Here is a 26995-nt window from a genome sequence, read left to right as displayed (position 1 = left end):
CATGGGTCAACGGTGTGCAGTTGGAAAACCTTCTTGGCGATGTCCATGCCAATTACGCTATGTTTCATGGTGGATCCTCCTGCTCAAGTGGTGTTTGTTATCCACTCTCCACTCTCCACTCTCCACTTTGGCACCTAGATGCCGGGGCAGCGAGGATCCTCTATCGATGTAGAGGTGCTGCGGTCGGCCCGCTGCCGGGGGGAGGCGTCCATACCATCTGAAAAAGACTTTCAGATTTGGTGAAATAGCCGCCTGATCCGAACACGACGGTTGAGCCCCGATGAAACAGATGTCCTTCGCCGATGCCGAGTACGCCGGCAAACGTAAGCAGACCCGCCGCGAGCGTTTTCTGATCGAGATGGATCAGGTCGTGCCCTGGAAGGGTCTGATTGCCTTGATCGAGCCGTATTATCCGAAAGGCGAAGGTGGTCGTCCGGCGTATCCGCTGATGGCGATGTTGCGAGTTCATCTGATGCAGAACTGGTTCGGCTACAGCGATCCAGCGATGGAAGAAGCGCTGTACGAGACCACTATCCTGCGCCAGTTTTCGGGACTGCATCTGGATCGGATTCCCGATGAAACCACGATCCTCAACTTCAGGCGCTTGTTGGAGAAACATGAATTGGCCGGCGGATTTTGCAGGTCATCAACGGTTGTCTGGGCGACCGTGGCCTGATGTTGCGCCACGGTACGGTGGTCGATGCGACGATCATTCATGCGCCGAGTTCGACCAAGAATAAAGATGGCAAACGCGACCCAGAAATGCATCAGACGAAGAAGGGGAACATGTATTTTTTCGGGATGAAAGCGCATATCGGCGTAGATGCCGAGTCGGGTTTGGTGCATAGCCTGGTGGGCACGGCGGCCAATGTGGCGGACGTGACGCAGGTCGATCAGTTGCTGCATGGCGAGGAATCATACGTGTCTGGCGATGCTGGTTACATCGGCTTGGACAAGCGTCCTGAGCATCAGAATCGCAAGATGATCTGGTCGATTGCCGCCCGGCCCAGCAGCTATAAAAAACACGCGAAAAAGAGTTTGATCGGGCGCCTGCGGCGCAAAATCGAATATGCGAAAGCACAAGTGCGGGCGAAGGTTGAGCATCCATTCCGAGTGATCAAGCGTCAGTTTGGCTATACGAAAGTGCGCTTTCGCGGCCTGATGAAAAACACCGCGCAACAGGCCACGCTATTTGCCCTGTCGAACCTGTGGATAATGCGAAAACGACTGCTGGTCGCGGGATAGGTGCGGCTGTAATGCGGGAAAAGCGCCTTGAAAAGGCGTCGCTCAAGGGTGAAGCGATGAGTTAAGAACAGGAAAGGTCTGATTTCTGACCAGCCAGCGCTTTTTGAACCTCTACCAACGAGGGCATCAAAAATCGCTGACTACTTCAGACCTTCCTTAGTTCTGCATTGCCATCCTGACGGGCCACACCGTCCGTTAGCCACTCGTTGAATAGATCGGCTACTGTCAGGTTCTCGGTGGCCTTGCGCTCGGCTTCGGCAATGATGGCCTTGTTGGCTGCCTGTTCTTTAATTCTATTAGCCGTCTTGTCGTCGCTGGGGTTGATGCCCTCGGCCACCTTCTGGCGTGCCCGGTCGCGTACTGTGCGGATGCTGGCTATCCCAGAGTCAGGGAATGTCCCGCATTGATGCCACGCTACCTTGCCATTCCAGCGGATCGCCAGGCTCGGCCGGTTTGTTTTCTGTGGGCATGGGGTGTCCTTGGGCGGGTCATGCCCGGGCTGGCGTGAAGTTAGTTTGTGGGCTATTGGTTGATGGTCCGGCATAAGGCCGGATCAAGGAGCGATTTATGAGTGAAGTTTGGCCTTCTTACGTCTACTCCTATCGAGAAGAAAATTTGCTCATCTCTTTTTCGGTGAGGGGGAATTACCAGAGGATCTTCGTCTCTCCTGACCAGCAGCCCGATAGGCCTACTGATAGCCAGCTGGTTGTGTACGATGTGATTTTCGGAAGCTGGCCGACGTATGAAGAGGCGCTTCACTCGGGAATAAAGGCGGCCGAGAAGTTCGTCGACGATCACTGGGCGACTTGAATTTCAATATGCGAGGGAGAGTCCCTGCGACATCTCCTTCGCCCGCTTATTCGACCAGGCCAGCAAATCCGCAATAACGTTCTTCTTGAACATGCTGCGCTGGCGGTAATAGTCCACAGCGTGGCGGGACACGGAGAAGCAAATCCCCTCTTTGAATACCTGCTTCACCAGCTCGTCGTGCATGTTCTTCTCGATGAATTCATGAGGTGTCATAGCGGCACCCATTCGTGCACGTCGTTGGGGTGATCGCGCCATTCGTCAAGCTTGAATACCAGAGTGCCGGGAGTGCACAGCCATGCGCCGATAATCGGTTCGCCAGCTAGGCTGTAACCCGATTTGATAGCCCGCAGGACGCGCCGGCGGATGCGCGGGCACGACAGATCAATCCGCTTTATGGGGGGTAGACATTGAGTGCCTCCAGGTGCGCGCCTGCCTCGCCGGCTGGCGTGATTCGTTGAAGTGGCGTATTGGTTAAGGCGAGATATGGAATCGGGCCGAGGATGCCTCAATGATTGACGAGCATAAAAAAATAATTGGAATTCCAGAGGGCCATAAGCTAGTCCGCAATGACTTTGAATGGTTGGGACCGGATAGCGAGAAAGATACCGAAGTGCACTATTACGAAGAGCTCAATGCTTTAGGCAAACCAGTGAGGAAGTACGAGGTTTCTGTGGTCACATCAATGCGTCCTCCATACGGAACCAGAACGCACATCTCCATCGCTGGCTGAACAAATGTTGCCGGACGCCTTCGCGCGTCTTCTAGTTGGTATTCGGGGGCAGTAGCTGAGGGCGGGTTAGGCGAAGATATCGAGCTGAGCTGCCTGATACTCACTCTGGCCCGAGGCAGGCGCTCCAGCTCCTGCCGCGCAGCTTCAATCTCTCCAGTGTGCTGGCCTCGTTCACTATCGATGCTCACCGCCGATCCGTCTGGACGGCGAATCGTCCGTACTCCGCGCGGCTCACGCTCAACGGCGTAACCAAGACGCCGCCATAGCCCATTGGGGCTTTCGAATTGTGGGGTCGAGGTTATCCCCAGTCAGGCGCCGCCCTCCATCCAGAGCGCAGCGTTGCGGTAGGTGTTAGGCGGCGGCACGCATCAGCTGATCGGTAGGCCTTCGGAGCGGCCGGTGAAGTGCCGGAATTTGTTCAGGGTCTTCTTGTCAGCGGGAATGGTCGATGACCGTCCACACCTTCTTGGCAGTCGATGAAGTCTCGGAAGTAGTCGTTTGCCTTCCGACCATTCTTGCCCTTGGAAGAAGCCCCAAGCCTTGCCGGTCTTGGCGTTATAGCTTTCATTGAACTGGTTGACCAGTTCGTCGCGAGCTTGGTTCTCTGCCAGCTCGCTGACACTGCAATGCAGGATCGCTGGGCTGCCGTCGGGCTTCTTGTCGATCTTGTGGATGATGCTGTGGAGAATAGGCATTGCGCTTACCTCGGGTAGGCGCCGCCCTCCGTGACCGGATGCGACAGTGAGTAGTGGCATTTTGGGTGTGTGTGGAGTATTGCTGTCCTCCCTGTATTGAGCCGGAAGGAGGAAATGCGGATGATTACTGATCGAGAAGTTGCGCTTGAGCAAGCGTTGGTAGCCATCATTGGGGCGGCCATTGCCAGTGGGCTCGATGTAAAAACTCTGCTGGATAATGCGGCAGCGGGCTTGTTGGGTAACGCACCATACCTCTGCGTAGGGCACCCGCATGTATCAAATGCAATTCAAGTGATGAGCAAAGCTCATGAGATGGCGTTGGCCGCTGCAAGAGCATAATTGCTCAAGCGAGATTATTCATCGCGGTAGATGCGCAGGGCTTCGCGGTTTTAGGCGAGCTCAAGCTTTCGCGCCACGGTCTCGGGTACTACCTATTTTTGTTTCGGTGGTGGTAGCAGGAAGCAAAGGACGTGCTCACGCCGGACTTCGTGAAGGGGAGGGATTATCAACCTCATCGCCGCGCTTTGATCGTTTGCGCCAGTCCATTTCACCAAGTCATCCAGTGCTGCCAAGGTTACAGGCCAGGCACCAGACCTAATCGGCGCACTGTCTGAAATGCGCGCCACGTTTTGGCAATCTTCGATTTTGTGGCCCGGGCCAACAAACCGCACAACACCTGCCGGGCCCAGGTCTTGGACATGATGAATCATCAATGTAAGCGCCTCGCCCTGCTCAGTGATCCCGACCCACTACATCAGTTCGGCCAGCCCCAGCTTCAGGGCGGCAGGTGAATTGATGATCTTCTCAATGCGCAGGCCGACCAGTGTAAGCGTCCGGCGAAGTCACCTACCCGATCCCAACTATAAGGGCGATGGTGTCAGTTCAAAAATACGTGGACACCATCGCCCTTATCGTCAGGATTACTATGCGCCAACGAACCTCTTATCCCAAACCCTTTAAAGCCCAAGTCGTCCAGGAATGCCTGCAACCTGGCGTGTCGATGGCCAGCGTAGCCTTACGCCACGGCATCAACGCCAATCTCGTTCGTAAATGGATACCTGCTTATCGTGATCGTCAGGCGCCGGCGTTGCCCGCTTTCGTTCCGATGAAACTAGAGTCCCGAACCCAGCCCGATCAGCAAGTGTCTGTCAGCATCGAGGTTCCTTTTGGGCAGCAAAAACTCACCTTGAAGTGGCCATCCTCAGATCCTGATGGTTGCGCCCGTTTTATCCGTGAGGTTGCCCAGTGATCCGCATCGACGCTATGCCATGGTGTGTTTTTGGTGGCCGGCTTAAGGCATGCGCAGCAGCGGCCACCCTGCTGTAGCCTCACCCGATAAAGCTTGGCTCGACCCTTTGGAGAGATAAGCATTCTTTTGCCCCATCGGGACTCGAAGTTCTCATCCCATGCAGGGGCGTGAGGGTTTGCAGCGGCCTTGATCTTGATATGTCGCACAATCGGCGTGTCCGAGGCGTCTACTGACGCTTCCGTGTTGGCGCCGATGCCGAATTGATCCAGTTACCGAGATGCCACTGACCCAGTCTGATTCCTCGCGAACCATTTCCTGTGCTGGACTTCTGCCGATTGGAGTTGGGTCAGTCTTGCGTCGGCACGTAGGTCAATTCGGCGTTGGCGCCTATATGTAATGTTCTGCGATACCCCCAACCTGCGCGGCTTATGTATTCTTACGGTGCTTAGCACTATAACCTTCAGCCAACCAGCGGCAGTGGAGGCTCTTCACTTTATCGTGTTTGTGATTGGTTAACCTTATTGGGAGTGATCATGGATGGTTTTGAAAGCGCGTCTAAAAAAGCGCTGGCGTTTCTTCGCCGCAAATTAGGCTTCCAGATGTGTATGGTCACGAGAACTGAGGGCAATGACTGGGCAGTTATTCATCGCGACGATCAAGGCTATGGCGTCGCTCCTGGTGATGTCTTTAATTGGGGCGATTCCTTTTGTAGCGAAATGGTGGAAGGGAATGGTCCCAATATCGCCCCCAATTCAAGTCGAGTGCCGGCCTATGCTGCGTCGGAAATAGGTCGGAAAATTCCGATAGGTGCCTACATAGGCGTGCCCCTTCTACTCTCTGATGGCAGCTTGTTTGGCACCTTGTGTGGCATTGATCCCAAGCCGCAGCCAGACAGCCTTGCTGATAATCAAGATCTGATCGAGTTGGTTGGCAGCATGCTTAGCACGATTTTGCAGATGGAGTTGAAAGCCGACGAGGAAGAACGAAGAGCTGAGCGCTATCAGGCACAAGCAATGACGGATGCGCTTACGGGGCTTTATAACCGCGCGGGATGGGATCAGCTTCTTGTAAAGGAGGAGGCACGATACCAGCGCTATCGCCAATCCTCGGTCGTCATCGTTGTTGACCTAGATGGGCTGAAGGAGACTAACGACTGCCTCGGCCATGCTGCCGGCGACGCACTAATAAAACGTGCAGCAACTGCATTGTTGAAAGCCTCAAGGGCGGAAGATGTTGTGGCAAGGCTAGGGGGTGATGAGTTCGGAATTATCGGAGTTAACTGCGATCTAGAAGGTGGCCTTGCACTGTGCGAGAGGATAAAACTAGCGCTCGAGAGTGAGGGAGTCAAGGCTTCCTATGGGCTCGCTGCAACCAACAAGACGATACGAATTTCTCAAGCTCTCACAATCGCGGATCAGGCGATGTATCAGCAGAAGCGTCAAAAAAAGTCGGCGTAACAGTAGCCTACAGACAAGCCAAGGTTGTTCAAGTGTTTCGGCTCACACGAAAACCCTGCACTTGACCGGGCTGCACTCATTGGGCTGGTTTCAGTCTTCCGGGTCAATCTTTTCCTGCGGTTTTCACCTGGCTACGAGGTCAGCCATCAACTCGGCAATGGCATCACTCTTGTCTGCCAGCACCTCTTAGATGCTCGTTGACTCGGTCATACGTATCCGCGGAGCCGCGCTGATCGATCCGGATGCGGATCTCTTCGATGGCGCATCCGAGCGCCATGGTGTTCTGGTTAAGGCGGTAGAGCAGGGCAGGGGTTTGATCTTCAGGCATGGCCACTTCTCCTTTTAATTAGGGAAGCGCAGCAGCCAAAAGCAAACACCCTACTTTTGCTGATGTAGGTATTTCTGAATTGCATCAATTGTATCCGTCCTGCCAAGTCATCTACCCAGCCCCGCAAAGCCAAGACATGGTGTGTACTTAAATTTAAGTGGGCACCAGTTCTAGCCTTTTAAGCGGGTATTTCATGCAGCAAACACGCCGTTCCTATTGAAAATCCTTGAAAGCACAGGTCATTCAAGAGTGTGTCCAGCCCGGTGCTTCGATTGCCAGCATCGCGCTCAGCCATAGCCTCAACGCGAACCTCGTCCAAAAATGGATTCGGGTACACACGCAGCAAAATACGGCGCTGCAACCTGCATTCATTCCGGTATCTATGCAACTGGCCGAAGTGAATTCGTAAGCTGGATCGCCGAATATCTGCGTCGAAATCCTGCACCCACGAGGCACCGTCAAAGTAAGCTGGCCAACTGAAAGTGTTGCTGCTTGCGCGAGCTTTCTTCGAGACTTGCTGCGATGATCCGCATCAGCTCCATCAGGCTCGCCATGGAGCCGATGGAAATGCGCGCTGGTACCGAGACTGCATTGGCTAGAGTGATCGCGGTGTTCGTTGCGGCGAAGCCGCACTGTGCTTATCTATGCGCCAACCGCCGCGCTACTCGGATGAAAGTGCTGGCGCATGTGTAACCCACACCGGCTCTGCCGACTCGCATCCGCGTCAACGGCAAAGCCTTCGCCTTTGACCTGGCCTGTGTCTATGCAGTGACGCAGCACTTCATTGAACAGCCAGTGAAAGAGATCGCTGTCCCGAAAACGGCCGTGTCGTTTTTTGGAAAAGGTCGAATGATTGGGGACTTCATCTTCAAGGCTTAACCGGCAGAACCAGCGATACGCCAGGTTCAAATGGGTCCGCACAGCCGCTGCTCGGAGCAAATACCGTAGCACTAGCCCACGATCAGCATGCGGATCATCAGCTCAGGGTCAATCGAGGGGCGCCCGATCGGGCTATAAAAATCGGCGAGGTAAGGGCGCGCAGGTCGCTCAGATCGAGGCACCGATCAATGCGGCGCAGAAGGTGATTGGCTGGGATGTGATCTTCAAGGTTGAACGAGTAAAAAAGTCGCTCGTGCCCACTCGATAACTGTTCCATCATGCTGTGCGATCCCCGCCGGCCAATGCAGAGATTTTGCCGCAGCCCAGACTGGGGAGCTACTTTTTCAACAGAATCGGCTATTGGATGCTGACTAAGAGTGCTATTGATTCCAAGTTGCTGATCGATATGGGGCTCTGCGGCTCACAGTACCAGAACAATCCGAGTTTTCATTCGAATTAGATTGGCTTTCTCAAGGCTGACTTGTGCCAAATATTCGGTCAAACGTGTTTAATCGGCACCACTTCCTCGGCATCGGGATTGGTCAACTTTTCCAAGCGTTCCCCTAGTAAGCGCCAGGCGTTACGCTTTTCGTTGGCGTAGTCATGGTGCAGGTAATGGCGTCGTACTTTGGATCCGCCTAATAGATGATTTTGGCAGCGGTCGATAATTTCCAAGGTGACGCCAAGTTCCTGCATCATCGTCGCGCCCGTGCGGCGCAAGTCGTGTGGTGTCCATCCACCTTTGGTACCATGGCTCAACACCAGCGTGTTGTCATGGCGGCGGCCAGATAGTGGCTTACTACGATTCTTGAATTTCTCTTGCCGGTCGCCCACACGTTTGGAGATGCTTTTGAGATCAACATGGCCGATGTTGTTGGTGGCGGGGAACAGGTACGAGGACTCGCCTGTCAGGGTATGCAGTTCCTTGAACTGACGCAGGGCGAAGGCAGAAAGAAAGACATGATGGTCTTGCCGCTTGCCTCGGTGTCCTTTGGTGTTTTCGGCTGGGAGAAGCCACGTTCCATTTTCTAGATCGACGTGTTGCCACTCACTTTTTAGCAATTCACCGATGCGGCAGAGGGTACTCAGGCATATCCACAATGCGAGCTGGGCTTTTCGTTCCAAGGGACGCACGCCGGAATATTTTTGGCCGGCTGGCAGGACGGCATAGTCGCGCTCCATGCTCTCGAAAATGTCGCGCAACTCCCTGATTTCATCCGCAGACAGAACCCGATCACGCTGTTCCTGGTAGGCGTAGTCGAGCAGCTTTTCGACTTCCACCAGTTCGGCTGGGTTTCCGTCAATCATTAAGACGCGCCAGGGCTTTCGCTTTTCCGCCCAGCGCAGCATTTGACCCATATCACTGTTCAGGATGACCACGCCCCGGTTCAGGCCGCGTGCTCGTAATGTTCGTAGCACTGCGAGCAAATCCTTCTCGGTCAAATCTCGCAGAGCTTTCTTGCCGATGAAGGGCAGCACGTTCTTACCAAAGCTGCGCCTCAACTCTGCATTGCCGTCCTGACGGGCTACACCATCCTTTAGCCACTCGTCGAAGAGGTCGGCTACTGTCAAATTTTCGGTGGCCTTGCGTTCAGCTTCGGCAATGATGGCCTTGTTGGTTGCCTGCTCTTTAATCCGGTTAGCCTTCTTCTCGTCGCTGGGATTGATGCCTTCGGCCACCCTCTGGCGTGCCCAGTCGCGTTCGCTGCGGATGCTGGCTATCCCGGAGCTAGGGAATGTTCCGCATTGATGCCACGCTACCTTGCCGTTCCAGCGAAATGCGTATTTAAAGCGGATGCTGATTGAGCCGTCCGCATTGATGCGAATCTCTCCAGATAGCCCGCCCCCGTCGCTAATAGTGTCGCCTTTCCAATCAGCAGGGATGACTTGCAGTTCTTTTACTTTCCACTCTCCACCTTTGCCTGCTTTGGGGTATCTGGTCATATCGATCTCAGGGGTAAACAAAGGGGTAAACAGAAATGGTAGCTAATGCTGGGCGTTTATGAAGGTTGATAGACAAAGATTCTAGTATTTAACCTTTAAATAGCTGACTTTAAGCGGTCTGTCGGTGTTTCTGGACGTCCAGTGAGATCCATAAGTTAATGGCATGGGGTGCTAGGGGTCGAGTGTTCGAATCACTCCGTCCCGACCATATTTTTCAATGACTTAGCCCAACTTTCGCGAGTTGGGCTTTTTCATGTGCGTGACTTTTGCGTGACTTCTCGATTTTTCACGCCTGCTTCCTCTTCAAGATTGTCAGGACCGGTCCACGCGAATCGGTTGCTGATACCATGTTCGCAGCTTCGATCAAATGCCCGAGCTCAGCGCCCGAGTAGTGACTGGTGATGCTGCCGTTCTTGTGGCCCAGAAGTGCCTTGCGGTCTTCCTCGGTAACGCCTGCTGCGCGTAACCGCCGGCCAAATGTGTGTTTGAGGTCGTGAATCCTTATGGATGCATAACCTGGGTGAGCGGGGCGAAGGTTTTCCTCCTGCCAGAGTTTCGCCGCTCTCACCCGCGCCTTCTTCCAGGCTGAGTCGTTCATCCGGTGCATTGCGTTGCCGTTGTAAGGGAAAACCCATTCCTTGCTCAGGCCCCGCTGCTGCTCGATGATTGACTTGGCCACGTTGTTGAGCACAACCAATCGCTCGTCACCGTTTTTCACACCTGACCGTTCGTGACGCCCGCCGAAGTCCGCAGGTATCAGAAAGACGCTGGTACCGAGTTCCGGTACCGAAATCTCCCAATCCCAGCGCAACTTGCAGACCTCCTGCTCCCGCGTGCCGGTGTTCACTTTGAACAGCGCCATCGTCTGCAGGTGCGCCGGCAACTCTCCAAAAAGAATCGACTGCTCCGGCCATGACATCGGGTACGGCTTGCGGCTCGACTTCTTCTCTTCAAGCTTCGTGAGCATCGGCACGCTATCCAGCCATGGCCTTCGCTCATCGTCTCGCCACTTCCTGGCACACAACGACAAAACTCGAACCACACGCTCGATCGAGATATTCACCGTCCTGTTACTGACGCCTTTTTTCACCTTGCCGCCTTCAAGCTTCTTGGTCGCCAACCTGTCCTTGATGAACGGCACCAGGGCCTGGTCATCAATGTGGGTCAGCGGCATGTCGCCTATGAACGGGTCCAGCTGGGAAAGGTGGTGCGCCGAGAGCTTGATTGAAGGCTGATCCTTGAACTCCAGCAGGAAGCGAGTCGCCGCCTCCCGCCAGATCCGCACTTTCTTTACGCCGTACACCTTCTGCTGCCGGATCTGCTCCAGTCGGTAGATCAGGTAGCGTTCCGCTTCTTCCCGGTCACCAGTTCCAGTGCTTTCGTAAAGTCGTTCTCCGTTGATTTTCTTGTCGATATGCCAGATGCCTTTCCTCTCGGAGAGGCCGGTAATCGATTTTCGCGCCATGATTTATCTCCTTTCAGGCGCTCGCTGCGGGGCAATTGTTGCTCCGGGGCGCGTTTTTTATCAATTGCTTTGGCCTCGACGTACGCCGTTGCCCAGTCATCCAGCTCCTGCCGGTCGAAGCCGACACCGCGCTCGCCGATGGGAAACTCGCTGACATAGGGGCGCACGGTTTTATCGAATTCGGCGCGGCACATGCCCAGGTAGATGGGAGCAGCGCCGGCACGGATGAAGCGGGGGAGGATGCTTTCGCGCCGGGGCCGAGAGGGCGCCTGCGCCAGTTCTGCAGACATAGGTGCTCCATGCCGCGCGTGGCGGCAGAAGGTGGTTGGAGGTGGTTTTATGAAAGCGTCACCCGACAATTGGCAGCATTGCTGGCATTGACACTCCCGGTTGCAGGGGCGAATATTTTTCTCCGCGTTGGTTTCATCGAAAGCAAACAAGAAGGAGACCGCGAAGATGATGCGAAGAGGTTCGAAGTATTGGCTTTGGGCTGACTGCGAGCTGCATTGCCGCATGCATGACGAAGTGCTTAGTGACGGCACCATCATTGATGTTCAGGCAAGGGTTTCCAGGAGAGGAAGAACACAGCTTTTTATCGGAATTTACGATAAAAGTGGATTAGCGATATTTGAAGAAGCACACGACCATCTGCCGAACGACACAATGACTACTGCGCTTGCTTGGGGTGTTGGTCGAGCACGTGCAGTTGCGTCCGGCAATGTAGTAATAGGAGGTGCGCCAAGTGCCGGTCTTCCATTGACTCCTCAGACCCAGCGAACATCTGCAGCTTAAAATTAATCGGTAGCCGGCACTTAATTGCTCGAATACGTAAGCGCTGGCTACCACTCACTGCTACAACCTCGCGTTTCTGTCATTGAAATCCTCGCCCGCCGTTCACCGGCAGGCTGGTAGGTGGAAGAGTGGTTAGATGGGCTCGGCGGGCGCTGGCGGTGACTCTTGCCACTCGATGACGTCAGCGCCGAAGTCTTTTCTGGTGAAATCGATAGCGCCAAATTCCCAGTGGTAGGTGAAAGGCAGTGAGCGGCGCTCGCACCGAGCCAGGATCGTTCCGCAGGGAAGCCGCAGATCAATCATCGGCACACCCGGATCCTCTTCTGGGTCGGCGTCATGCCAGTTGCCTGCGATCAGCTCGACGGCCTTGACTACGTCCGCGATCTCAAATTCCCGGCCTTTAGGCCCGACAGTGCAGCGGATCCGATGGATCGCCGTTTGCCAGCGATCCTTGCGGACAACGGCGCCGTCTTCCCGGAATTCGTAGTCCTCCGGCTTTTCACCCCTGAATTCTGGCTTTCTGAAATCCTGTTCGGTTACTGGTCTGTTCATCACCGTGGCCCCGAGTAGATGAGCCAGACCATGTAGGCGAGGGCGGGGATGATCATGCTGCCTCCCGAGCTGAAATGACTTCATCAATGAGCGATTGTGGAAGCGATGCAGCGAACTCGCCTTCCGACCACGACAGCGGCTCAGACTGGCGAATCATCTCGTTCAGCAGTTCGAATGCCGCAAGTAACTGGTCGTCGCGGACCTCACCGTCTTCTGGCAGGTCCTCGCAGAAGTGGTCTGCTGGATCGATTTGACTTGGATAGTTCGGTTCGCAGATGCAGAGCTGCAGGTCGGCGAGCTCGATATCGCTGTCAATTAGATAGTCACGCAGACTGTCCTCATCAAAAAAATATTGGTCGCTGTCGAAGATAACCAGCGGTTCCCCGGCCCATTCTTTGATCGGCATCGCAGCGAATTTCGCTTGGCGCCGTACCTGGTGACACTCTTTGCAGTAGCTGTTGACCTCATAGATTTGGTGCTCAGGGTTTACGTCGCAGCGGCGATGAGTAGCGCCGCAGTAGCGGGCAAGGTTTTCGTCGCCACCAAAAAAACGACCGTCAGCGGAGACCCAGCCGGTTACCGTTTTGAGGCTGGCTGCTTCCGGAGCGTCGAACATGATGATTGGCTTTTGTGCAGTCATGACTTCGTCCTTGCCGCTATAGCGGCTGAAAGTTGTACAGAGAATTTGAATTCGTATAGCTGTTACGACCAACTGTCCGATACCCCTTCGGCACGGTTGCGCTTGGTTCGAATGAGTCTAATTTTGATCTTTGTTAACCCTCACAAGGAAAGGGCAGGAGGGCTCTATGAGGCTTCGAGGCGATGTTTTTTGGGCGTGGGCAGATCCCGAGCTCCACAGCAGAACACACGATGAAACTCTACATGATGGGACTTTCATCGACGTGCAAGTCAGGCTATCGCGTGCCGGCGAGACTCAAATGTTCATTGGCATTTATGCTCACAGCGGCATGGCGCTGCATGAAGAGGCTGTTGACCCACGCCCTGGCGAATCAATGACCAGAGCTTTGGCTTGGGGTGTCGGTCGAGCTCGCCAGTTGGCTACCGCGGGAAGTGCGGGTACTTGCCGCTCAGCTTCCTCGAGATAGCGGCAGACTTTGAAGGGGGAGCGAGTTAATGCGGAGTGTTGAGGCGGGCAAATTCGTCAAGGCAGCCATTCCAGCCAACATCGTAGCCGCGCTCCGACCCATCAAATGGCAGGGCGTTGTTGAAGCGCTCAGGCAGCACCACCGATACCGGCGCGGGCTGCGAGGTGTAGAGCGATTGGACGGGCTCTTTCTCATCATCCCAGTCCATGACAACCACCGGGCTTGTTGTGACGTGACCTGTTGCCGAGTTAATCCACGCCACCGGCTCGCCCTGGTGCTGGGCTTGCGTACCGAACTGATCACAAATCGCCTCCCAAATGTCGAATGCGCCACCGCCGCAGACGCGGGCCTTTTCGGCTATCAGCTCGGCAAGCTCATCACTGAGTTCTCGCGCGAAGCTGATCATGTCGTTATTGCTCATGGCTTGCTCCCGGTTCGGTGGTTTTGAGGGCGTCGTTGGTAATCCGCGCAATAGTTGCCATGACGGTTTTGAGCTTCCAAAGGCTTTGGCTGACGTGCGCTGTAGACGCAGATGCATTGATTGATTCGATGGACCTGACCAGGACCGTATTACGCTGCTCGGCGGTTTTCAGGCGCGCTTGATCTGCTCGCCACTCATCGCGCAAGGCCTTAGCTCCCGCCGTCATTGTGTCGAGCTCTTCCCGCGCCGCAGCCTCACTGGTCGCCAGCTCATCAATCCGCTGATCCGCTGCGTTCAGGCGCTGCTGGAGTTCATCTGCGCGGCGCCAGGCATTGAAGTCTGGCACCGGCTTACCGGCCATGCGGTGCTCAAGCATCGCCCATACAAGGTGGTATTCAGGCCAGTCGCGCTCAACCACTACACAATCAACCATCGCTTTCGCCTGGCAGTCGCGCAGATATTCAACCTCGTCTTTCGCCAGGCGATTGAGTTTCAAAACGATGTATCGGTCTTCGCGCTGGAACGGCTCGGCCGGTTTGTTTTCTGTGGGCATGGGGCGTCCTATGCCGGGTCATGCCCGGGCAGTGGAATGGGTTGATTCTGGACTTCGAGTTAATTGGGCCACCTAGAGACTACGAAGCGTTCTTCGTGGCTTTGAGTTTCCAAGGAGCTCCTATGAAACGACTGATCGAATGGCTGAACCTGATTTCTGCACTGATCCGCCTGGCCGACTTGATCAGCCGTACGGGCTGGTTTTGAGTGGTCAGAGCGCCATTTCGGCCTGCGTTTCTCGCTGCCAGATCGGCGAGCTGTTGTGCGACTCGATGCGATCGGCAATGACGTTCGCGCGCTGGCCGGCAGTCGGAGGTGGGTACATACCGAAGCGGGCGATACTGCCTCCGTTCACCGCGGCGTTCGTGGAGTCGGCAGAAGCTAGCGGCAGTAGCTCGAAAATTGCAGGGTCAAGCATGCGCAGCCCGTGGAGTCGACACATTGGCCGGCCGTAATCGTCACAGATCACATCCATCGCCGCGCCGATGCGCTTCCACCACGGCCGGGTGCCTGGACTTGACCACTGGCCGGAACTGCCTATTGCGACGGTCTGCCACTCAGCAGCGAGTCTTTGAAGACGCTCAAGCGATTCGTGTAGGTGCCAGACAGGAACTCCACGCAACTCCCTTGGCCAGGCTGAAAGAAGCGCGTCGTTCGCAGCCTCATCACCATCGATCACGTCCGGGATCAGCGCCCAGTCAAAGCCCGGGTGCCGGTGCCACTGCTCAACCCAGCGGGTGTAGCCGTCGACATCCAGGGTTCCGCCTTTATTCCAGATCGAGAAGGCTCCGTTGTCGAAGACAAACGACTGGCAGACATCAGCAACGATGCCGATGTCATCCTGGCGCGGGAACGGCACCAGTGCGTGACGCCCTGCCAGGAAGCGGGCGCCGTCCTGGCGGGTGCCGCCGACAGGGGTGCCGTGATAAGCGATCATTCAGGCAGCCTTATCGATTCGATGTCGATGCCTTGGTGCGTACCAGTGAGGATAAGGTGACCGCCAAGCGTTTCCTGTAGCTGATCGGCGATCTGTTCTTGGATACCGGCCTTGATGAGTGCCGTCGCCGCCTTTATGTGCTCGACCCAGATCATGCGGAGGCTGCGTATTTCGAGTCGATAAACGATCAAGTCCCCATCGTTTGGGCAGGTAGCGGCGAACGTGTGCCGGTAAATATTCATAGAGGATCCTCGCCGGCTGGCGTGATTCGTTGAAAAGGGGTATTTGTGTGACCGGCATAAGCCGACCAGGGAAATCAGCGATGTATCAGGAGCAGTATTGGAATGAAATGGTTGGAATCAGGGCTCACCAGAATTACCTGGTGCTCTATCAACTGAGCTCCGAGCGGTGGGATCTTGGCTTCAGGATATTTTTGGCCTTAGTGTCCAGCGGAGCGATAGGTGCGTGGGCGGTCTGGAGCGAGTACCCCAAGGTATGGGCCTCACTTATCGCGGTGTCTCAGGTCATCTCTGTCTTGTCTTTGCTGATGCCGTTCAAGGCTCGCATCAAGGCTTTAGGTGCCTCGGCTTTGGCCATGGGCGCGCTCGCAGATAAAGCTGAGCGCGGTTGGTTTGACGTCGCAGAAGGTGCGTTGTCGGATAAGCAGGTGAACAAGGCGAGGCATGACATAAAGGAACAGAAACAAAAAATCATGACCGATAAATTCGGAAGCATGGTAATACCAGTGCGCAAGGGCAGGATGCTTAATGCATCGACCCAGGCAGCCGAATATTTCTCAGCCCACTACGGAGTTTGATATGACCGATAAAGCAAATCGTCCTACAGGCGCAAAGCCAGACGGGCGCCCGCAAGTGAACGAGCGCAATCTGCCGCCCATGCAGATCAAAGTTCCTATGCCCGCCGTGAAGCCTACTAAAAAGGACTGATCGCCGGGTTGATGACCTCATCCCCCGGATCCTGCTGAATCATCTGCAGACTCTTCCGGTGAAAAGCCAGCGACACGTTTTGGGACACCTCAATAACGTGTCGCGGCGGATCAAGCATCGGCAGGCACTTTTGAGGCCCTAACTCATGTAGCCGGTGAATCATCAGAGTGATCGCCTCGCCCTGTTCCTCGATGCCGCTCCAGGCCATCAGCTCAGCGAGTGCTTGGCGTGTTCCGGCCATGCAATGCAGCCTGATTTCTTCCTCGCCGCGAGTCTTTCGCCTCGCCGCAGTCTTTGCCGATCGTTCTTTCTGCGCGGCTGCCATGGTTTACCTCTTCTATTCCGCTGGCAGGGATCACCAGCCAGGCCTGTCGTTTGCGTTGCTGGACTCGGTGCTTCATCGAAAGGCGGGCTTCATCTTCGGATAGTCGATGCTGTAGTCATTGATCAGCCTGAGGAGCAGTGTAGTGCTGATGCTCAATGCCTTCGCGCACTGGCTCCGGTTGATGCCCTTCGCCATGCACTCCTTCACTCGAATGACGAGCAAGGCCTCTGACTCAGCTGTTGCCTTATTCGGCGCGAACGCTTTCTTCGGCCCGACCTTGAATTCGATGCTGTAGCGCCGGCCGATCCCGCGCAGCACGCCGAGCGATATCCCTTCTTTCTCGCAGATCTCGCAGCGATTTAAGGTCTTGGCCAGTTCGCGAATGCGCACTACCTGCGCGCCGGAGTCGGCTTTTGCTGGCTCGCTCTGGAAGTTCGGCGTCTTGCTCCGGTTGTAATTCGGCGGGCGGTGGATGATTCCGCAACTGGGAAGCTCCTCAATAGTCCCGCCTTTGAGGATGAAGGCGTCCTGAAGCATTGCCAGTTCATGGCGGAGCGGGTTGAGCATTTCAATCATGCTGAGTTCTGTACTGATCATGCTGCGATCCCCAATACTTTGTTCATGCGCTCATCAAGAATCTCGTAGAACGTTTTTACTCGTTCGCTGAGCTTCCTGATCATCACTTCGTCGCGGTAGGCGCGCTTGATGAACAGCGGCATCCCGGGCCAGTAGCAAACGAAATCGATCCATTCACGCTCCGACACCCATAGCCCGCCTTGGCACTGAGCAACGTGCTCTTTAGGGATATCGCCGGATAGGATGACTTCGACCTGAAACTTCGGCAGTTTGGTTTTGATCTCAGAGAGACCGTCTTCACCGATGAGAGAATCTGGCGAGTAGCCGATGCCGTGATTGAGGATGATCCCCACCTGGTGCGTGGTGACGTCGGCCTGAGCCTGATACAGGCCGCGTGCGATGCCTTCGTACTCATGACCGCGCTCGGTGTGCCGGTTTCCTTGAAAAGGGTCGGCAGCTTCACCGGTGATGCGCTCGCCGATCAGCGTGTTCATGTAGGTGAAGGCGCCGGCACCGAAGCCGGCCTCGCCTTTGCCATTGACCAGCAGGCTATCCAGCTCCGAGCACGTCACGATGCCCAATCGCAGATCCAGCCATTCCTGCGTGCCTTGCTCTACTTCACTGATGATTCGCATTTTCTGCCTCCGCTTTCGCCGCAGATTTGGTGAGACCGCCAAGCACCCGGTCGAATTCTGATTTGCTGACGTCGTTGGTGGTGCCGTACATACCGGCAAACGCTTCCTTCGCCTTATCGCTGCACTTGTCGAGCAGTGACTGGAGCTGACGGGCTTGAATGGCCGTCACAGTGGCGGTCGGTACAGCGGCGTGGCCGTCGTCGTCTTCACCACGCGTCGTCAGGTTGAGCAGGGCGCTCATCACATATCGCTTGCCGTAACTGGTGGACGATCCAACCGCTTGGACGGCGTTCTTGCTGCCGCTGGTGTCGAGTGGCAAGAGCATCGTGGTGCTTTCGCGGTGGCCGGCGCGGTGCATGAGGATGCCGGTGACGCTCAGGCCCTGGGCGATGTTCTCGACCTTGAATGTGATCGCGAAGCCGTGCTGCTGCATGATCGGCTTGATCACATCGTTGATGTCTTCGAACGTCGCATAGTCGCTGCGCTTCTGGCCGTTCACGACGATGGCGCCGCGCTCCGCAATGCTTGGGATGTCGCTCTGCATCGCAGCCATGGCAGCGTTGAATTCCGCCTCGGCATCACGGGCCTGCATGCGCTCATGCATCGCCATCAGGCGCTCGAGCTTGTCGATGTCGCAAGTAGGGTCGGCAGCCGCCCGGCTGATGACGGCCATGATGTTGCTGTCATTGCTGATCGGAACGACTGCCTGACGGCGCGGCTCCGGGAGAATGATTTCACCTGCCATGGTCGATTCCTCAGTAGGTAATGCTGATTGCTGGGATAAAGCCGCTGGCAATTACCTTCACTGCCAGGCGCGCGCATTCCTCGCTCATGCCGTTGGCGATGAACGCTTCTTTTGCTGCTTTGTAGATGGCACCTTTGTGCGCCTTGTCAGCCTCGCGAGCCGCCGCCTGACGGTTGATTTCATCTGCTGCAGCATTCGCTCGGGCAACTTCTGCCAGTCGAGCCTGCTCAACCGCCTCGGCTTGGCGCCGCTCCGCTTCTACTGCCTGCTGTTCTTCGCGCCGGATCGCTTCAACACGATCGGCTTCGGCCTGTATCTTCTGGCGTTCGGCTTGCTCGGCAGCCAGTTGCAGTTGCAGCGCCTGGTTGGCTGCCGCAGCCTCGGCATCACGGATTTTCTGGTCTGCGTCACGCTGAGCTTGGGCGGCTTGATCAATCAGCGCCTGTTCACGCTTGGCAGCCGCATCGCGCTCAGCCTGAGCTTTTTCTTCTGCCTCTCGCTGGGCTTTTTCTGCCGCTTCCCGGGCGATTTCCGCCTCATAGTCTGCCTTGGCGCGCACCTCTGCTTCAGCGCGCAGCCTGGCCAGCTCGGCCTGCTCGGCTTCTACCTTTTCCTGTTTTCCCAGCGCGCTGCGAAGGCCGGTGAGCGTCGAGTCTTTGGCCCTGGCAGCCTCCGCCTCGAACTCCTCCCAAGATTGGTCGATAGCAACGCTTTCGAGTTGCGCTATGAGCTCAGCAATCATCGCCGCCGGCTCCTGATCTGCGAGTACCAGGTAAGCCTTGATGGTTTCGATGCCGCTGTTGTGTTTGTCGACGCGAGCATCCTCGGCGGCTTGCCACTCGTTCAGCGGACGACGCACTTCTTCCTGCCACGAATCCAGCGTGTCCCGAACGCGCTTGCGCTCGGCGTCGATCTTCTTCGGCACTTCCTTCAGGTCGGCCACCAGCTTCTTGCCGACGTCGTCCAGCGCAGTCTTGGAGCGGGCTACTGCATAGGCCATTGAGGCGATTGCCTCGCGGCCCTTGCGGCTGCTGATGTCCGGCGTGAAGCCATCGATCTTGCTGCGGATCACCTGAAGCCAAGGCTCCAGGCCTTTTTCGGCGGAGTAGACAGCCAGGGCGGTTTCTTGCGGCGGCACAACGGCCAGTTGTTGTTCTGCGGACATGACGAATCCTTGCCGCGATGCACGCAGCGTTTGAAGGTGTGGGTTATTGGGTGAGCTGAGAGCAGTAGGAGCTGGCGAGCATTACGAAGGTGGTGCCGATCAGGACGAGTGCTGAGCCGCGCCAGAGGTAAATGCGCTTAGCGCGCTGGTAGCCGGTCAAGGCCGAACCCTTACCGCGATGCGACCGCCTTTCATGGTTGCCGCCAAGCGCTGAGGCAGGCTCGACACTTTGCGCTCACGCGACATGCCGATCACTTCGTTAAACGGAAGGCCGAAGCCGAGCATGATGAGCTTCGATTCGATATCTTCGATTTGCTCATCGATCAGCGTTTTAACCGGTGCAGTGCTCATTGCAACTCCTTGGCCGGCTCGCAACCGCACGATTCAGCCTTTCGCAGTAGTGGTGGAATTCTTCGATGCTGATCTTCTGGGCCTGCAGGAAGGCGGTGATGTTTCGCATCACCAGCACTTCGTAGCCTTCAGGGCAGCCAGGGTGATTCAGTTCGTCGAGGTCTTGGTCGATGAGAATGTGAGGGCTCATTGACCGGCCTGGGCCTTGATGGCGTCGTCAGCCATCGGTGCGAGGAGTTCCTCGGCAATCTCGCCAAGCTTGCCCAGCGGGTGATCGCTTCGGCCCAGTAGCTCGGCGGTGGACGTCTTGTCTGCCTGTCCCCGCTCGGCGGAGATCAGCAGCCAGCCCAAGGCCGAGGTTTCAATCTCGCAGTCAGCAAGGCGCTTGTTGACGTGCTCATCAACCGCCAGAGCAAACTGTGCAGCGGTCACGCCTTGCGGCTTGCGCATGCGTCGCTGGAAGGACACGCCACAGCCTCTAAGCAACTCCTCGGCGGCGTTGTACAGCCACTCGGCCCGCGCCTCATCCTTAGGGCTTTCGCTCACTGGAGGCGGCGTCCGGTTTTCGTAGTTCAACTGAGCAATCAGTGCTGCGTTCATGGTCGCCTCCAGAGTGGCGGGGTTAATCGTGGTAGCTGATCACGCTGTCGATGCTGTGGAGGTCCGTGACATCGATGTGCTCGACCTCTTCAACGCTTTCGACGTACTCATCAAGATTGCCGTTTCGGTCAAGGCTCACGATTGCCCACTCGGTTACAAGGCGGGTGACCTTCGCTTTTACGCGGCGAGGTTTTGCGGCATCGCTCATGGCGGCCTCCAGTTTTCGGTTGATCCAACAAAACTCGGCTGCACTCATCCATTCCGCTGGTTGCCGTTGGGCGCGGAGGGGAGTGCATGCGAGCTGTGTCGGTTGGTAATGTCGAGAGCAGTGAGCCTTAAATCTCATAAGGCTCACCGTGATGCGTTTAATCGTTGATGCAGGGGGCCGCGTTGCGCGGTGCAGAATCATCCGCATCGGGGTGTGATCTGGCCGGCGCTGATCTCCGGCTTGCGTGTGAAGTGTCAGGTTCAACCGAGCCGACCTGCTTTCGCCCATCGGCGCCGCACTTGTGAGCCTGCGTCGTTTCGCATCAGCCTGCGCTTTCAGATCACACTCCGATGCGGTCTTGCCAGGGGTACGAGATCCGGGCCGGCAAGAAAGATCGGGCAGTTATCGTCAAGCTGACGTGGCGCTGGTTGTTCAATACGGCTTTTCGACCTTGCCTTGGTCTTGCAGGCTTTTGATTTTGAAAAGGTCGTTCAGCATGGTGTCCATTTGATTGGCAAGCTGATTGCGCAGACCATCTTTCAGGGCGCCGGTTACGTTCGCCACGCTTTGCTGCATTTGCTTTGTGAAGTCTTCGGCGCAGATCTTGGTCATAAGCCACTGAGCCCGTGTAACGGTGTTGTAGTCACTGGTAGCAGTCTTGCCGTCACTAGGATTCACCTTGCCGTTCCAGTAGGCAGTGACCGTCTTCTCCAGCTCTTTGCGCAGAGTGGTGGAAGGGCCTTCCTGATCGCCCCACTGATTCACCCGGCGATATTCACGCTCAAACGAACCATTGATTGTTTCGTCGATCGCCTTCTGGATCTGCGAGGTAACGCGCTCATCGAAGATTTTGTCGATGCGCTTTTTCACCTCTTTCGCCACCATCTCGGAGAGGTCTTCATCCTCTCGCAGCAACTGATCGGCGACGTTCGACACGATGGATTTCTTCAGTTCAGCTTCGTTGATGTTGAGCATTTTGTGACTCCCGTTGATTTCCAATGCCGCCTCATCGAAGCGGCATCAGTAAATCTGTGGGTGTTTCTTTCTCTCCAGCCGCGGGCCTTTCGGCTTGTTCTCCCGCTGGATAACTGTTCTCGGCGCTTTACGCTGCACGCCCGGGGCAGTTGCCACCCCTCTGAACCGTTTAGGCCGGTTCATCGCTGCCTTTAAATCTGGGCCGGTTGTTATCCGGCAAGGTGAATCTGTAGAGCTAAAGAACTGGAGGGTCTCTCAGAGGCCCTTCGCAGGGACTGTGTCGCTGCGATGGGTGAACATTACGCAATGTAATTATTGAGGTCAATACTTACCGTAATATATTTTTCTGCGAGCACAAAAAAACCCGCTCAGTGGCGGGCTTCCTTGGTGCTGCTTGGACAGGGCTTATTCGGTGGACGACTCAGGCAGGAATGATTTCGGAATGTTCGGCACGGTGGCCACCTTGCCATCCTTGAACTCGAATGAAACCGACTTGGCCCCGCCAAACGCTGTGGCGTGGCTCCAGACCCACATCTGAGAATCCGGCTTACTCACCACGGAGTAGGGGTTTCCCATGATCTCGTAGACCTGATCCTCAGTCATGCCGATCTTGACCTTGTTGGCCTGACCGAAAGTGAAAGGGGTTCCTGCGCAAGCGGCCAAAAGCAGTGCGGCCGCGATGATAAGTGCTTTCTTCATTGTTCGTCCCTGGTGTGGTTTTCCAGCGTTTCAGTATTACAGATATTACCCGACGCCGCCGCCGCGCCATATGACGCGCCCGAGGATAGGCATCGAGTGAATCGACGTATCGGAAACTGGCTCGTCCGGGTTCTCTGCCTTGTCCGGACTGTCGCTTCGAATCAGCCAGGCGCCCGAGAGTTGCTGGATTAGGCGCTTGATGCTGTTGCCGCCATCAGGGCGCCGAATCACATAGACCTGCTTGTCTTTCGGCTCTGTCTCGGAGGTGTCGAAGAGGACCACGTCACCCTGAAATATGTAGGGCTCCATGCTATCGCCGTCGGCATAGATGACATACAGATTTTCCGGCTTGGCACCAATGCGTCGTAGCCAATCTCGTTTAAAAACAAGCCCATCAGTGAGCTCTACGTGATCATTGAGGTAGCCGTCACCACACGATCCTCGAGCCTTGAATTGAGGTATCAGCGCGTAATCCTTTTCGTTTGGCGAGCCTGGCACATAGCTGCTTGGCTCGTAACCAACGCCCAATAAGGGAAGCTGCAAATAGGCAAGCACCTTATTGATGGTTTCAAGGTCCGGCTCACGCCTTCCGCTGAACCAATGAGCGATCGCCCCCTGGGTAATGCCGAGGTGCTCGGCAAGTTTTTCCTGGGTGATCTTACGCTCTTTCATCCTGGCTTTAGCCAGCTCATACCATTTAGTCATCCCGAGAATATTACGCCGCGTATTTTCTGCATCCAGTGACATATCGTAATTTTCCTTGCTGGATAAAATTACTATGCGTAATATCCGGATAAGTAAATGGAGAACCGCTATGTCCAACATGAAGACGATTCGCGAAAAGATCGGGATTACCCAATCTGAGCTGGCTAAAGCCGTAGGCCTGACCCAAGGCGCTATCGCTCATTACGAGAACGACCGCCGCAAGCCTGGCCTTGATGAGTGCCGTCGCATTGTTGCTGCGCTCAACGCCAGCGGCGCGACCGTCACTCTGGACGACGCGTTCCCGCCAGCACTCATTCAAGCCGCTTAAACCAATTTCATCAGCCGCAAGGAAAACAAGCATGTACATGGATCCCAATCAAAAGCGCGCCATTCCGGTGAAGGTTCGATTCGAACCGGTGCTGGATCGGATTCTGCGTAAAGCCGCCACCAAAACCCGTATGCAGCACGCGACCTACCTCTACGAAATCATTGAATGGGCAGTCGCCAACGGCGTCATCCAGGAACTGATGCAGGACAAACAAGAAGATATCGCGGGCTGACGGGCCTATGGAGTCCCGAATGACCATTGAGCTGGAAAAACTGCCTCCGGTAACACGGAAAAGGGTTGAGGAGTTGATGCGTCATAACGGTTGGAGTTTCAACCAGGCAGTCAACGCAATGATGGAGAGCGCCATCGCCAGCGGTGCGCTCTCTGAGGTGGGAAGGAAGAAGGCCAAGGTCCTTCAACTGGTGACCCCAATGAGGGCCTCTGGCAGGGACTCTTCCGGGTAACCGAGAGGGCCTCTGCCAAATCCCAGACGAAAAAAAGCCAGGTTCGTGGCCTGGCTCTCTTAAACATCTCTGTGGGACCGATTATATGCAATCCACAACAAACATCAATACCCCCAAGGCCAATCTCGCGACACGTTTTGCCGGTTCTGAAAACGTGTCGCAAAAAACCATGTCGTCTCGCGAGATCGCCGATCTGGTCGGATCACGTCACGACAAAGTAAAACAATCCATTGAGCGATTGGCCGTCCGCACTGATTCCACCGGCAAGACGGTTATCGCTCTTCCCCCAATGGGGGAATACCTCGACAGCCTCGGACGCAAGGCCTCCGAGTATTTGGTCTGCAAGCGCGACAGCTTCGTTGTCGTTGCGCAGCTCAGCCCTGAGTTCACCGCAGCGCTCGTTGATCGCTGGCAGGAACTGGAAGGACAGATTGCACAGCCCCGCGAGCTGTCCCGCATGGATCTCATTCAGCTCGCCTTCGAAGCAGAGCAGCAACGTTTGCTGCTGACCATCCAGGTCGAAGCCCAAGCCGAAAAAATCCACTCCATGGAGAACCTGTTCAAGGAAGGGATGACTCATACCCAATTCTGCAAGGGCCTCAATGGGGTCAACGTCATGCAGGTGGGCAAGTACCTCGAAGGTCGCAACTGGCTGTTCAACGAGAGCAAGTCTGGTCTGCGCTTCCGCGTGGCTTCGTACGCCCGCGACAGGTACATGACCGAGCATCAGCACGAAGTCACCCCTCACGGCAAAGAGCCGTTCGTATCGTTCACGCCTGTGCTGCTCAAGAAGGGCGCCATTCGCCTGTACGACTTGTACCTCGCTGGCGAGCTTCCAATGAAGAAGACGTGGGATGGCATGTTCACTCACGACAAAGCACTCAAGGGGGCCGCATGATGGCCAGATCCAGAAATATAAAACCGGGGTTCTTCTCGAACGAGCACCTGGCCGAGCTCGACTTTGCAACACGCCTGCTTTTCATTGGCATGTGGACTGAGGCTGACCGTGAGGGTCGCCTTGAGGATCGTCCTCGCCGCCTGAAGATGGCCCTGTTCCCGGCGGACAACGTCGACATCGAATTCATGCTGAGTGGCCTGGAGTCCTACGGCTTCATCCGTCGGTATACCGCCGCCGGCTGCCGCGCCATCCAGATTGTGAGCTGGGCAAAGCACCAGAACCCTCACGTCAAAGAGGCTAAAAGCACCATTCCTGCTGAGGTTTTCGAGCCTGCACCAGACTGGTATGAGGAAAGCACCGGGCAAGCACCATGCGAGTACAGTTCTTTCCCGGCTGATTCCCTCTCTCTTGATTCCCTCTCTTCTGATTCTGGATTCCCGATTCCCGCTCCCTCGAGCGAAGATCAAAATCTCTTGCCAGTCGCTGGCGCTCAGGCGGCGTCGAACGTGAAGGTCCTGAAGCCCAAAGCACCACGGCAGAAAACTGACGCCCAGATCGCCAACGCCAACACCTGGGACGCCTACACGATTGCCTACCTTGATCGCTATGGCGTGGAGCCGGTGCGTAACGCCAAGGTGAATGCCCAGATCGCCCAGCTCGTACAACGCCTGGGTGCTGATGAGGCCCCGCAGGTCGCGATGTTCTACGTGACCGTGAACGACTCGTTCTTCATCCGCGCCAGTCATGAGCTTGGTCTGCTGGTCCAGCGCGCCGAGGGCATCCGCACACAATGGCTGACAGGCCGCCAAGTCAACGCCGTGACTGCCCGCCAGATGGAAAACACCCAGGCGAACATCAACGCCGCCCAGGAAGCCGGCCGCAACATCCGCGAAGGAGGGCCGCGCAATGCTTTCCTCTGAAGACGTCGCACGCCTCGCTGGCGCCATTTGCGCGACTGCTGAAACCCTTGGTCAAACTATCAGCGCGTCGGCAGCCCAGCTGATGGCTGAGGATCTCGCAGGCTACAACCCGGCAGATATCCGCGCAGCGCTTCAGTCGTGCCGCCGGGAGCTGACCGGCAAGCTCACCTTGGCCGCGATCCTCCAGCGCATTCAGGCGGGTGATGGGCGCCCAGGCAAGGACGAAGCATGGTCAATCGCGCTGCTGTCCAGCGACGAGAGCGACACCGTGGTGATGACTGACGAAATTCAGTTGGCTCTCGGTGCTGCACGGCCTGTTCTCGATCTCGGCGACAAGGTGGGCGCGCGGATGGCTTTCATCAGCGCTTACGAGCGTCTGGTCATCCAGTCTCGCGAGGAAGGGAAACCGGTCAACTGGCACGTCTCTGTTGGGTTCGACGCCAACCGTCGCCTCGAAGCCATCACCAAGGCCGTCCAGCTCAAGCGCATACCGCAAGAGAGAGGGCGGCTCTATCTGGCAGACCTGACGCACGAACCCGTCACCGAGGACGGCCGCGCCATCGCTGGACTACTCGGCGGACCGGAAAAGGCCAAGCCAAGCGCTGAGATCAAGGGGCGGATCGGAGTCATCAAGGCCTCCCTCCAGCACATGAGAAAGGCCAGCGAAGAAGACAAGATTCTGATGCGGATCAATGCCGCCAATGACCTATCTGCGCGTTTGGCACTACTGCAGAAACAAGCTGGCGAAGGCCAGGGCAAGGAGGCATTCCAATGACCGAATTCGTGGAAGCGAAGAAGCAAGACCTGCCTGGCGCGGTGTTATTGGTTCTTTGGGAGCACGCGAGATCCCTGGATGTTCCATTCCCGCACTGGATCGGCGGTGATTCCGTTGATCAAGGCCCGTCCTACTGCCGGTCTTGCGCAGACGCAGAGGTTACAGCGGGTCGCGCCGAGTACGTTGATGGCGGGTGGCAGCAAGAAAATGACGGCTGCTGCCACTGCGAAACATGCGGCCAGCTTCTCGAATACACACTGACGGAATATGGCGCGGGTGAAGAGGTTGATCACTACCTGGGCGCTGAATTTTCGGGGCCTATATCGCCAGAGGATGCTTTCCACATCGCAAAAATGCTTGAACACGATGAAACCAATCTTCAAGCGCTCTCAATTGCTATGCGAGCCGCAGAATTGATTAAGGCCCACTCGCCCGCTTGCGACACCGTGCAAGCCCCTGCCGAACTGGTGACGCCATGAACATCGCAATCACAGCAGCCTGCACCCTAGCTGGTTTC

The 26995-nt window shown here is 56.1% G+C and carries 43 protein-coding genes and 3 pseudogenes; 20 read left to right on the top strand and 26 right to left on the bottom strand.

All coding sequences use genetic code 11. The features are described from left to right. Window positions 1–280: 280 nt before the first annotated feature. Window positions 281–1245 (top strand): annotated as a pseudogene (locus EQV97_RS22785) (IS5 family transposase). Window positions 1246–1390: 145 nt separating this feature from the next. On the opposite strand, the gene EQV97_RS22780 reads toward EQV97_RS22785, so the two are convergent. Continuing rightward, window positions 1391–1582 (bottom strand): hypothetical protein, encoded by a 192-nt coding sequence (locus EQV97_RS22780; RefSeq protein WP_045060610.1) that lies wholly within the window; start codon window positions 1580–1582, stop codon window positions 1391–1393. Window positions 1583–1812: 230 nt separating this feature from the next. Here EQV97_RS22780 and EQV97_RS22775 point away from each other — a divergent pair, with 230 nt between their 5' ends. Further along, the gene (locus tag EQV97_RS22775) at window positions 1813–2055 is read left to right on the top strand and encodes a hypothetical protein (RefSeq protein ID WP_138726077.1); all 243 of its coding nucleotides are present in this window, start codon (window positions 1813–1815) and stop codon (window positions 2053–2055) included. Window positions 2056–2058: 3 nt separating this feature from the next. Here EQV97_RS22775 and EQV97_RS22770 read toward each other — a convergent pair whose 3' ends face one another. Beyond that, the gene (locus tag EQV97_RS22770) at window positions 2059–2280 is read right to left on the bottom strand and encodes a hypothetical protein (RefSeq protein WP_045060612.1); all 222 of its coding nucleotides are present in this window, start codon (window positions 2278–2280) and stop codon (window positions 2059–2061) included. Window positions 2281–2563: 283 nt separating this feature from the next. Between EQV97_RS22770 and EQV97_RS22765 the strand changes: the two genes are divergently transcribed. Further along, entirely contained in the window at window positions 2564–2785 is a 222-nt protein-coding gene (locus EQV97_RS22765; RefSeq protein ID WP_045060613.1) for a hypothetical protein, read from the top strand. 515 nt (window positions 2786–3300) lie between these two features. Here the strand turns inward: EQV97_RS22765 and EQV97_RS22760 are convergent. Then, window positions 3301–3480: pseudogene (locus tag EQV97_RS22760) on the bottom strand (nucleoid-associated protein); the annotation flags it as partial. 120 nt (window positions 3481–3600) lie between these two features. Between EQV97_RS22760 and EQV97_RS22755 the strand changes: the two are divergent. From EQV97_RS22755 to EQV97_RS22745, 3 genes are all read left to right on the top strand, one after another. Continuing rightward, window positions 3601–3819, top strand: a complete 219-nt coding sequence (locus EQV97_RS22755; protein ID WP_045060615.1) for a hypothetical protein — start codon at window positions 3601–3603, stop codon at window positions 3817–3819. Between the two features lie 586 nt (window positions 3820–4405). Then, entirely contained in the window at window positions 4406–4729 is a 324-nt protein-coding gene (locus EQV97_RS22750; RefSeq protein ID WP_045060712.1) for a transposase, read from the top strand. A 533-nt stretch (window positions 4730–5262) separates the two neighbouring features. Then, window positions 5263–6186 carry a sensor domain-containing diguanylate cyclase gene (locus EQV97_RS22745; protein ID WP_198832259.1) on the top strand — a complete coding sequence of 308 codons (924 nt, stop codon included), beginning with the start codon at window positions 5263–5265 and terminating at the stop codon, window positions 6184–6186. 163 nt (window positions 6187–6349) lie between these two features. Here the strand turns inward: EQV97_RS22745 and EQV97_RS22740 are convergent, their stop codons facing one another. After that, entirely contained in the window at window positions 6350–6514 is a 165-nt protein-coding gene (locus EQV97_RS22740) for a hypothetical protein (RefSeq protein ID WP_321144355.1), read from the bottom strand. 226 nt (window positions 6515–6740) lie between these two features. Here EQV97_RS22740 and EQV97_RS22735 point away from each other — a divergent pair, with 226 nt between their 5' ends. Continuing rightward, window positions 6741–6923, top strand: a complete 183-nt coding sequence (locus EQV97_RS22735) for a transposase (RefSeq protein ID WP_240890096.1) — start codon at window positions 6741–6743, stop codon at window positions 6921–6923. An 83-nt stretch (window positions 6924–7006) separates the two neighbouring features. Beyond that, window positions 7007–7207, top strand: coding sequence for a hypothetical protein (locus EQV97_RS22730; RefSeq protein ID WP_240890111.1), 201 nt, complete (start codon window positions 7007–7009; stop codon window positions 7205–7207). A gap of 12 nt (window positions 7208–7219) precedes the next feature. Here EQV97_RS22730 and EQV97_RS22725 read toward each other — a convergent pair. The 4 genes and pseudogenes from EQV97_RS22725 to EQV97_RS29015 form a co-directional block, all read right to left on the bottom strand. Beyond that, window positions 7220–7673 (bottom strand): annotated as a pseudogene (locus tag EQV97_RS22725) (transposase); the annotation flags it as partial. A 218-nt stretch (window positions 7674–7891) separates the two neighbouring features. Then, the gene (locus EQV97_RS22720) at window positions 7892–9337 is read right to left on the bottom strand and encodes a site-specific integrase (RefSeq protein ID WP_138726067.1); all 1446 of its coding nucleotides are present in this window, start codon (window positions 9335–9337) and stop codon (window positions 7892–7894) included. Between the two features lie 286 nt (window positions 9338–9623). Continuing rightward, on the bottom strand, window positions 9624–10787 hold the full coding sequence (locus tag EQV97_RS22715; RefSeq protein ID WP_240890110.1) for a tyrosine-type recombinase/integrase: 1164 nt from the start codon (window positions 10785–10787) through the stop codon (window positions 9624–9626). After that, a complete protein-coding gene (locus tag EQV97_RS29015) occupies window positions 10673–11092 on the bottom strand; it encodes a hypothetical protein (protein ID WP_225570569.1) in 420 nt (139 codons plus the stop codon). The genes EQV97_RS22715 and EQV97_RS29015 overlap by 115 nt, the downstream gene beginning before the upstream one ends. A 9-nt stretch (window positions 11093–11101) precedes the next feature. Here EQV97_RS29015 and EQV97_RS22705 point away from each other — a divergent pair, with 9 nt between their 5' ends. Together EQV97_RS22705 and EQV97_RS22700 are read left to right on the top strand one after the other, a co-directional pair. Continuing rightward, window positions 11102–11296, top strand: a complete 195-nt coding sequence (locus EQV97_RS22705; RefSeq protein WP_240890095.1) for a hypothetical protein — start codon at window positions 11102–11104, stop codon at window positions 11294–11296. Continuing rightward, window positions 11259–11594, top strand: coding sequence for a hypothetical protein (locus EQV97_RS22700; protein WP_240890094.1), 336 nt, complete (start codon window positions 11259–11261; stop codon window positions 11592–11594). The genes EQV97_RS22705 and EQV97_RS22700 overlap by 38 nt, the downstream gene beginning before the upstream one ends. A 132-nt stretch (window positions 11595–11726) precedes the next feature. On the opposite strand, the gene EQV97_RS22695 is transcribed toward EQV97_RS22700, so the two are convergent. Both EQV97_RS22695 and EQV97_RS22690 read right to left on the bottom strand, forming a co-directional pair. Further along, a complete protein-coding gene (locus tag EQV97_RS22695) occupies window positions 11727–12146 on the bottom strand; it encodes a hypothetical protein (protein ID WP_240890093.1) in 420 nt (139 codons plus the stop codon). 52 nt (window positions 12147–12198) lie between these two features. Next, window positions 12199–12786, bottom strand: a complete 588-nt coding sequence (locus EQV97_RS22690; RefSeq protein ID WP_240890092.1) for a hypothetical protein — start codon at window positions 12784–12786, stop codon at window positions 12199–12201. A 166-nt stretch (window positions 12787–12952) separates the two neighbouring features. Between EQV97_RS22690 and EQV97_RS22685 the strand changes: the two genes are divergently transcribed. Then, window positions 12953–13252: a hypothetical protein gene (locus tag EQV97_RS22685; RefSeq protein WP_240890091.1), complete on the top strand. Its 300-nt coding sequence runs from the start codon at window positions 12953–12955 to the stop codon at window positions 13250–13252. 25 nt (window positions 13253–13277) lie between these two features. Here EQV97_RS22685 and EQV97_RS22680 read toward each other — a convergent pair whose 3' ends face one another. From EQV97_RS22680 to EQV97_RS22665, 4 genes are all read right to left on the bottom strand, one after another. Continuing rightward, on the bottom strand, window positions 13278–13673 hold the full coding sequence (locus EQV97_RS22680; RefSeq protein WP_240890090.1) for a hypothetical protein: 396 nt from the start codon (window positions 13671–13673) through the stop codon (window positions 13278–13280). Beyond that, on the bottom strand, window positions 13663–14169 hold the full coding sequence (locus EQV97_RS22675) for a hypothetical protein (RefSeq protein ID WP_240890089.1): 507 nt from the start codon (window positions 14167–14169) through the stop codon (window positions 13663–13665). Before EQV97_RS22675 ends, EQV97_RS22680 begins: the two co-directional genes overlap by 11 nt. A 267-nt stretch (window positions 14170–14436) precedes the next feature. Beyond that, the gene (locus EQV97_RS22670; RefSeq protein ID WP_240890088.1) at window positions 14437–15162 is read right to left on the bottom strand and encodes a hypothetical protein; all 726 of its coding nucleotides are present in this window, start codon (window positions 15160–15162) and stop codon (window positions 14437–14439) included. Beyond that, on the bottom strand, window positions 15159–15404 hold the full coding sequence (locus tag EQV97_RS22665; RefSeq protein ID WP_240890087.1) for a hypothetical protein: 246 nt from the start codon (window positions 15402–15404) through the stop codon (window positions 15159–15161). Before EQV97_RS22665 ends, EQV97_RS22670 begins: the two co-directional genes overlap by 4 nt. An 80-nt stretch (window positions 15405–15484) precedes the next feature. Between EQV97_RS22665 and EQV97_RS22660 the strand changes: the two genes are divergently transcribed. Together EQV97_RS22660 and EQV97_RS28915 are read left to right on the top strand one after the other, a co-directional pair. Next, a complete protein-coding gene (locus tag EQV97_RS22660; protein ID WP_240890086.1) occupies window positions 15485–15979 on the top strand; it encodes a hypothetical protein in 495 nt (164 codons plus the stop codon). Between the two features lies 1 nt (window position 15980). Next, window positions 15981–16109 carry a hypothetical protein gene (locus EQV97_RS28915; RefSeq protein ID WP_276614342.1) on the top strand — a complete coding sequence of 43 codons (129 nt, stop codon included), beginning with the start codon at window positions 15981–15983 and terminating at the stop codon, window positions 16107–16109. Here the strand turns inward: EQV97_RS28915 and EQV97_RS22655 are convergent. The 12 genes from EQV97_RS22655 to EQV97_RS22600 form a co-directional block, all read right to left on the bottom strand. Then, window positions 16096–16434 (bottom strand): hypothetical protein, encoded by a 339-nt coding sequence (locus EQV97_RS22655; protein ID WP_045060884.1) that lies wholly within the window; start codon window positions 16432–16434, stop codon window positions 16096–16098. The genes EQV97_RS28915 and EQV97_RS22655 overlap by 14 nt on opposite strands. A gap of 72 nt (window positions 16435–16506) precedes the next feature. Then, a complete protein-coding gene (locus EQV97_RS22650) occupies window positions 16507–17031 on the bottom strand; it encodes a hypothetical protein (protein ID WP_240890085.1) in 525 nt (174 codons plus the stop codon). Then, entirely contained in the window at window positions 17028–17645 is a 618-nt protein-coding gene (locus EQV97_RS22645; RefSeq protein ID WP_240890084.1) for a lambda exonuclease family protein, read from the bottom strand. The genes EQV97_RS22650 and EQV97_RS22645 overlap by 4 nt, the downstream gene beginning before the upstream one ends. Next, window positions 17629–18390: an ERF family protein gene (locus EQV97_RS22640; RefSeq protein ID WP_240890083.1), complete on the bottom strand. Its 762-nt coding sequence runs from the start codon at window positions 18388–18390 to the stop codon at window positions 17629–17631. The genes EQV97_RS22645 and EQV97_RS22640 overlap by 17 nt, the downstream gene beginning before the upstream one ends. Window positions 18391–18400: 10 nt before the next feature. Continuing rightward, window positions 18401–19555, bottom strand: a complete 1155-nt coding sequence (locus EQV97_RS22635; protein WP_240890082.1) for a hypothetical protein — start codon at window positions 19553–19555, stop codon at window positions 18401–18403. Window positions 19556–19711: 156 nt separating this feature from the next. Continuing rightward, a complete protein-coding gene (locus EQV97_RS22630; protein ID WP_240890081.1) occupies window positions 19712–19906 on the bottom strand; it encodes a hypothetical protein in 195 nt (64 codons plus the stop codon). After that, window positions 19887–20096, bottom strand: coding sequence for a hypothetical protein (locus EQV97_RS22625; RefSeq protein WP_240890080.1), 210 nt, complete (start codon window positions 20094–20096; stop codon window positions 19887–19889). The genes EQV97_RS22630 and EQV97_RS22625 overlap by 20 nt, the downstream gene beginning before the upstream one ends. Next, window positions 20093–20506, bottom strand: coding sequence for a hypothetical protein (locus EQV97_RS22620; RefSeq protein WP_240890079.1), 414 nt, complete (start codon window positions 20504–20506; stop codon window positions 20093–20095). The genes EQV97_RS22625 and EQV97_RS22620 overlap by 4 nt, the downstream gene beginning before the upstream one ends. Window positions 20507–20528: 22 nt before the next feature. After that, window positions 20529–20714 carry a hypothetical protein gene (locus tag EQV97_RS22615; protein ID WP_240890078.1) on the bottom strand — a complete coding sequence of 62 codons (186 nt, stop codon included), beginning with the start codon at window positions 20712–20714 and terminating at the stop codon, window positions 20529–20531. A 432-nt stretch (window positions 20715–21146) separates the two neighbouring features. Then, entirely contained in the window at window positions 21147–21689 is a 543-nt protein-coding gene (locus EQV97_RS22610) for a hypothetical protein (RefSeq protein WP_240890077.1), read from the bottom strand. Between the two features lie 405 nt (window positions 21690–22094). Continuing rightward, window positions 22095–22388, bottom strand: a complete 294-nt coding sequence (gene bamE / locus EQV97_RS22605; protein ID WP_240890076.1) for an outer membrane protein assembly factor BamE — start codon at window positions 22386–22388, stop codon at window positions 22095–22097. A gap of 45 nt (window positions 22389–22433) precedes the next feature. Next, a complete protein-coding gene (locus EQV97_RS22600) occupies window positions 22434–23135 on the bottom strand; it encodes a LexA family transcriptional regulator (RefSeq protein ID WP_240890075.1) in 702 nt (233 codons plus the stop codon). Between the two features lie 67 nt (window positions 23136–23202). Here EQV97_RS22600 and EQV97_RS22595 point away from each other — a divergent pair, with 67 nt between their 5' ends. The 7 genes from EQV97_RS22595 (at window position 23203) to EQV97_RS22565 (ending at window position 26957) form a co-directional block, all read left to right on the top strand. Beyond that, on the top strand, window positions 23203–23421 hold the full coding sequence (locus tag EQV97_RS22595; protein ID WP_045060894.1) for a helix-turn-helix transcriptional regulator: 219 nt from the start codon (window positions 23203–23205) through the stop codon (window positions 23419–23421). 31 nt (window positions 23422–23452) lie between these two features. Continuing rightward, complete coding sequence (locus EQV97_RS22590; RefSeq protein ID WP_045060895.1) at window positions 23453–23653, top strand: hypothetical protein; 201 nt, start codon at window positions 23453–23455, stop codon at window positions 23651–23653. A gap of 19 nt (window positions 23654–23672) precedes the next feature. After that, window positions 23673–23885: a hypothetical protein gene (locus tag EQV97_RS22585; protein WP_240890074.1), complete on the top strand. Its 213-nt coding sequence runs from the start codon at window positions 23673–23675 to the stop codon at window positions 23883–23885. 169 nt (window positions 23886–24054) lie between these two features. Then, window positions 24055–24783 (top strand): Rha family transcriptional regulator, encoded by a 729-nt coding sequence (locus EQV97_RS22580; protein ID WP_240890109.1) that lies wholly within the window; start codon window positions 24055–24057, stop codon window positions 24781–24783. Next, entirely contained in the window at window positions 24780–25703 is a 924-nt protein-coding gene (locus EQV97_RS22575; RefSeq protein WP_240890073.1) for a hypothetical protein, read from the top strand. Before EQV97_RS22580 ends, EQV97_RS22575 begins: the two co-directional genes overlap by 4 nt. Continuing rightward, window positions 25690–26478 carry a hypothetical protein gene (locus EQV97_RS22570; RefSeq protein ID WP_240890072.1) on the top strand — a complete coding sequence of 263 codons (789 nt, stop codon included), beginning with the start codon at window positions 25690–25692 and terminating at the stop codon, window positions 26476–26478. Before EQV97_RS22575 ends, EQV97_RS22570 begins: the two co-directional genes overlap by 14 nt. Next, window positions 26475–26957, top strand: a complete 483-nt coding sequence (locus EQV97_RS22565) for a hypothetical protein (protein ID WP_240890071.1) — start codon at window positions 26475–26477, stop codon at window positions 26955–26957. The genes EQV97_RS22570 and EQV97_RS22565 overlap by 4 nt, the downstream gene beginning before the upstream one ends. The last annotated feature ends 38 nt before the right edge of the window (window positions 26958–26995 follow it).

Origin of the sequence: Pseudomonas sp. TMW22090, from assembly GCF_022496665.1 — a bacterium.
Classification (GTDB): domain Bacteria; phylum Pseudomonadota; class Gammaproteobacteria; order Pseudomonadales; family Pseudomonadaceae; genus Aquipseudomonas; species Aquipseudomonas gregormendelii.
The sequence above is the reverse complement of the archived record's forward strand: the minus strand, read 5'-3'. Positions and strand labels throughout refer to the sequence as shown.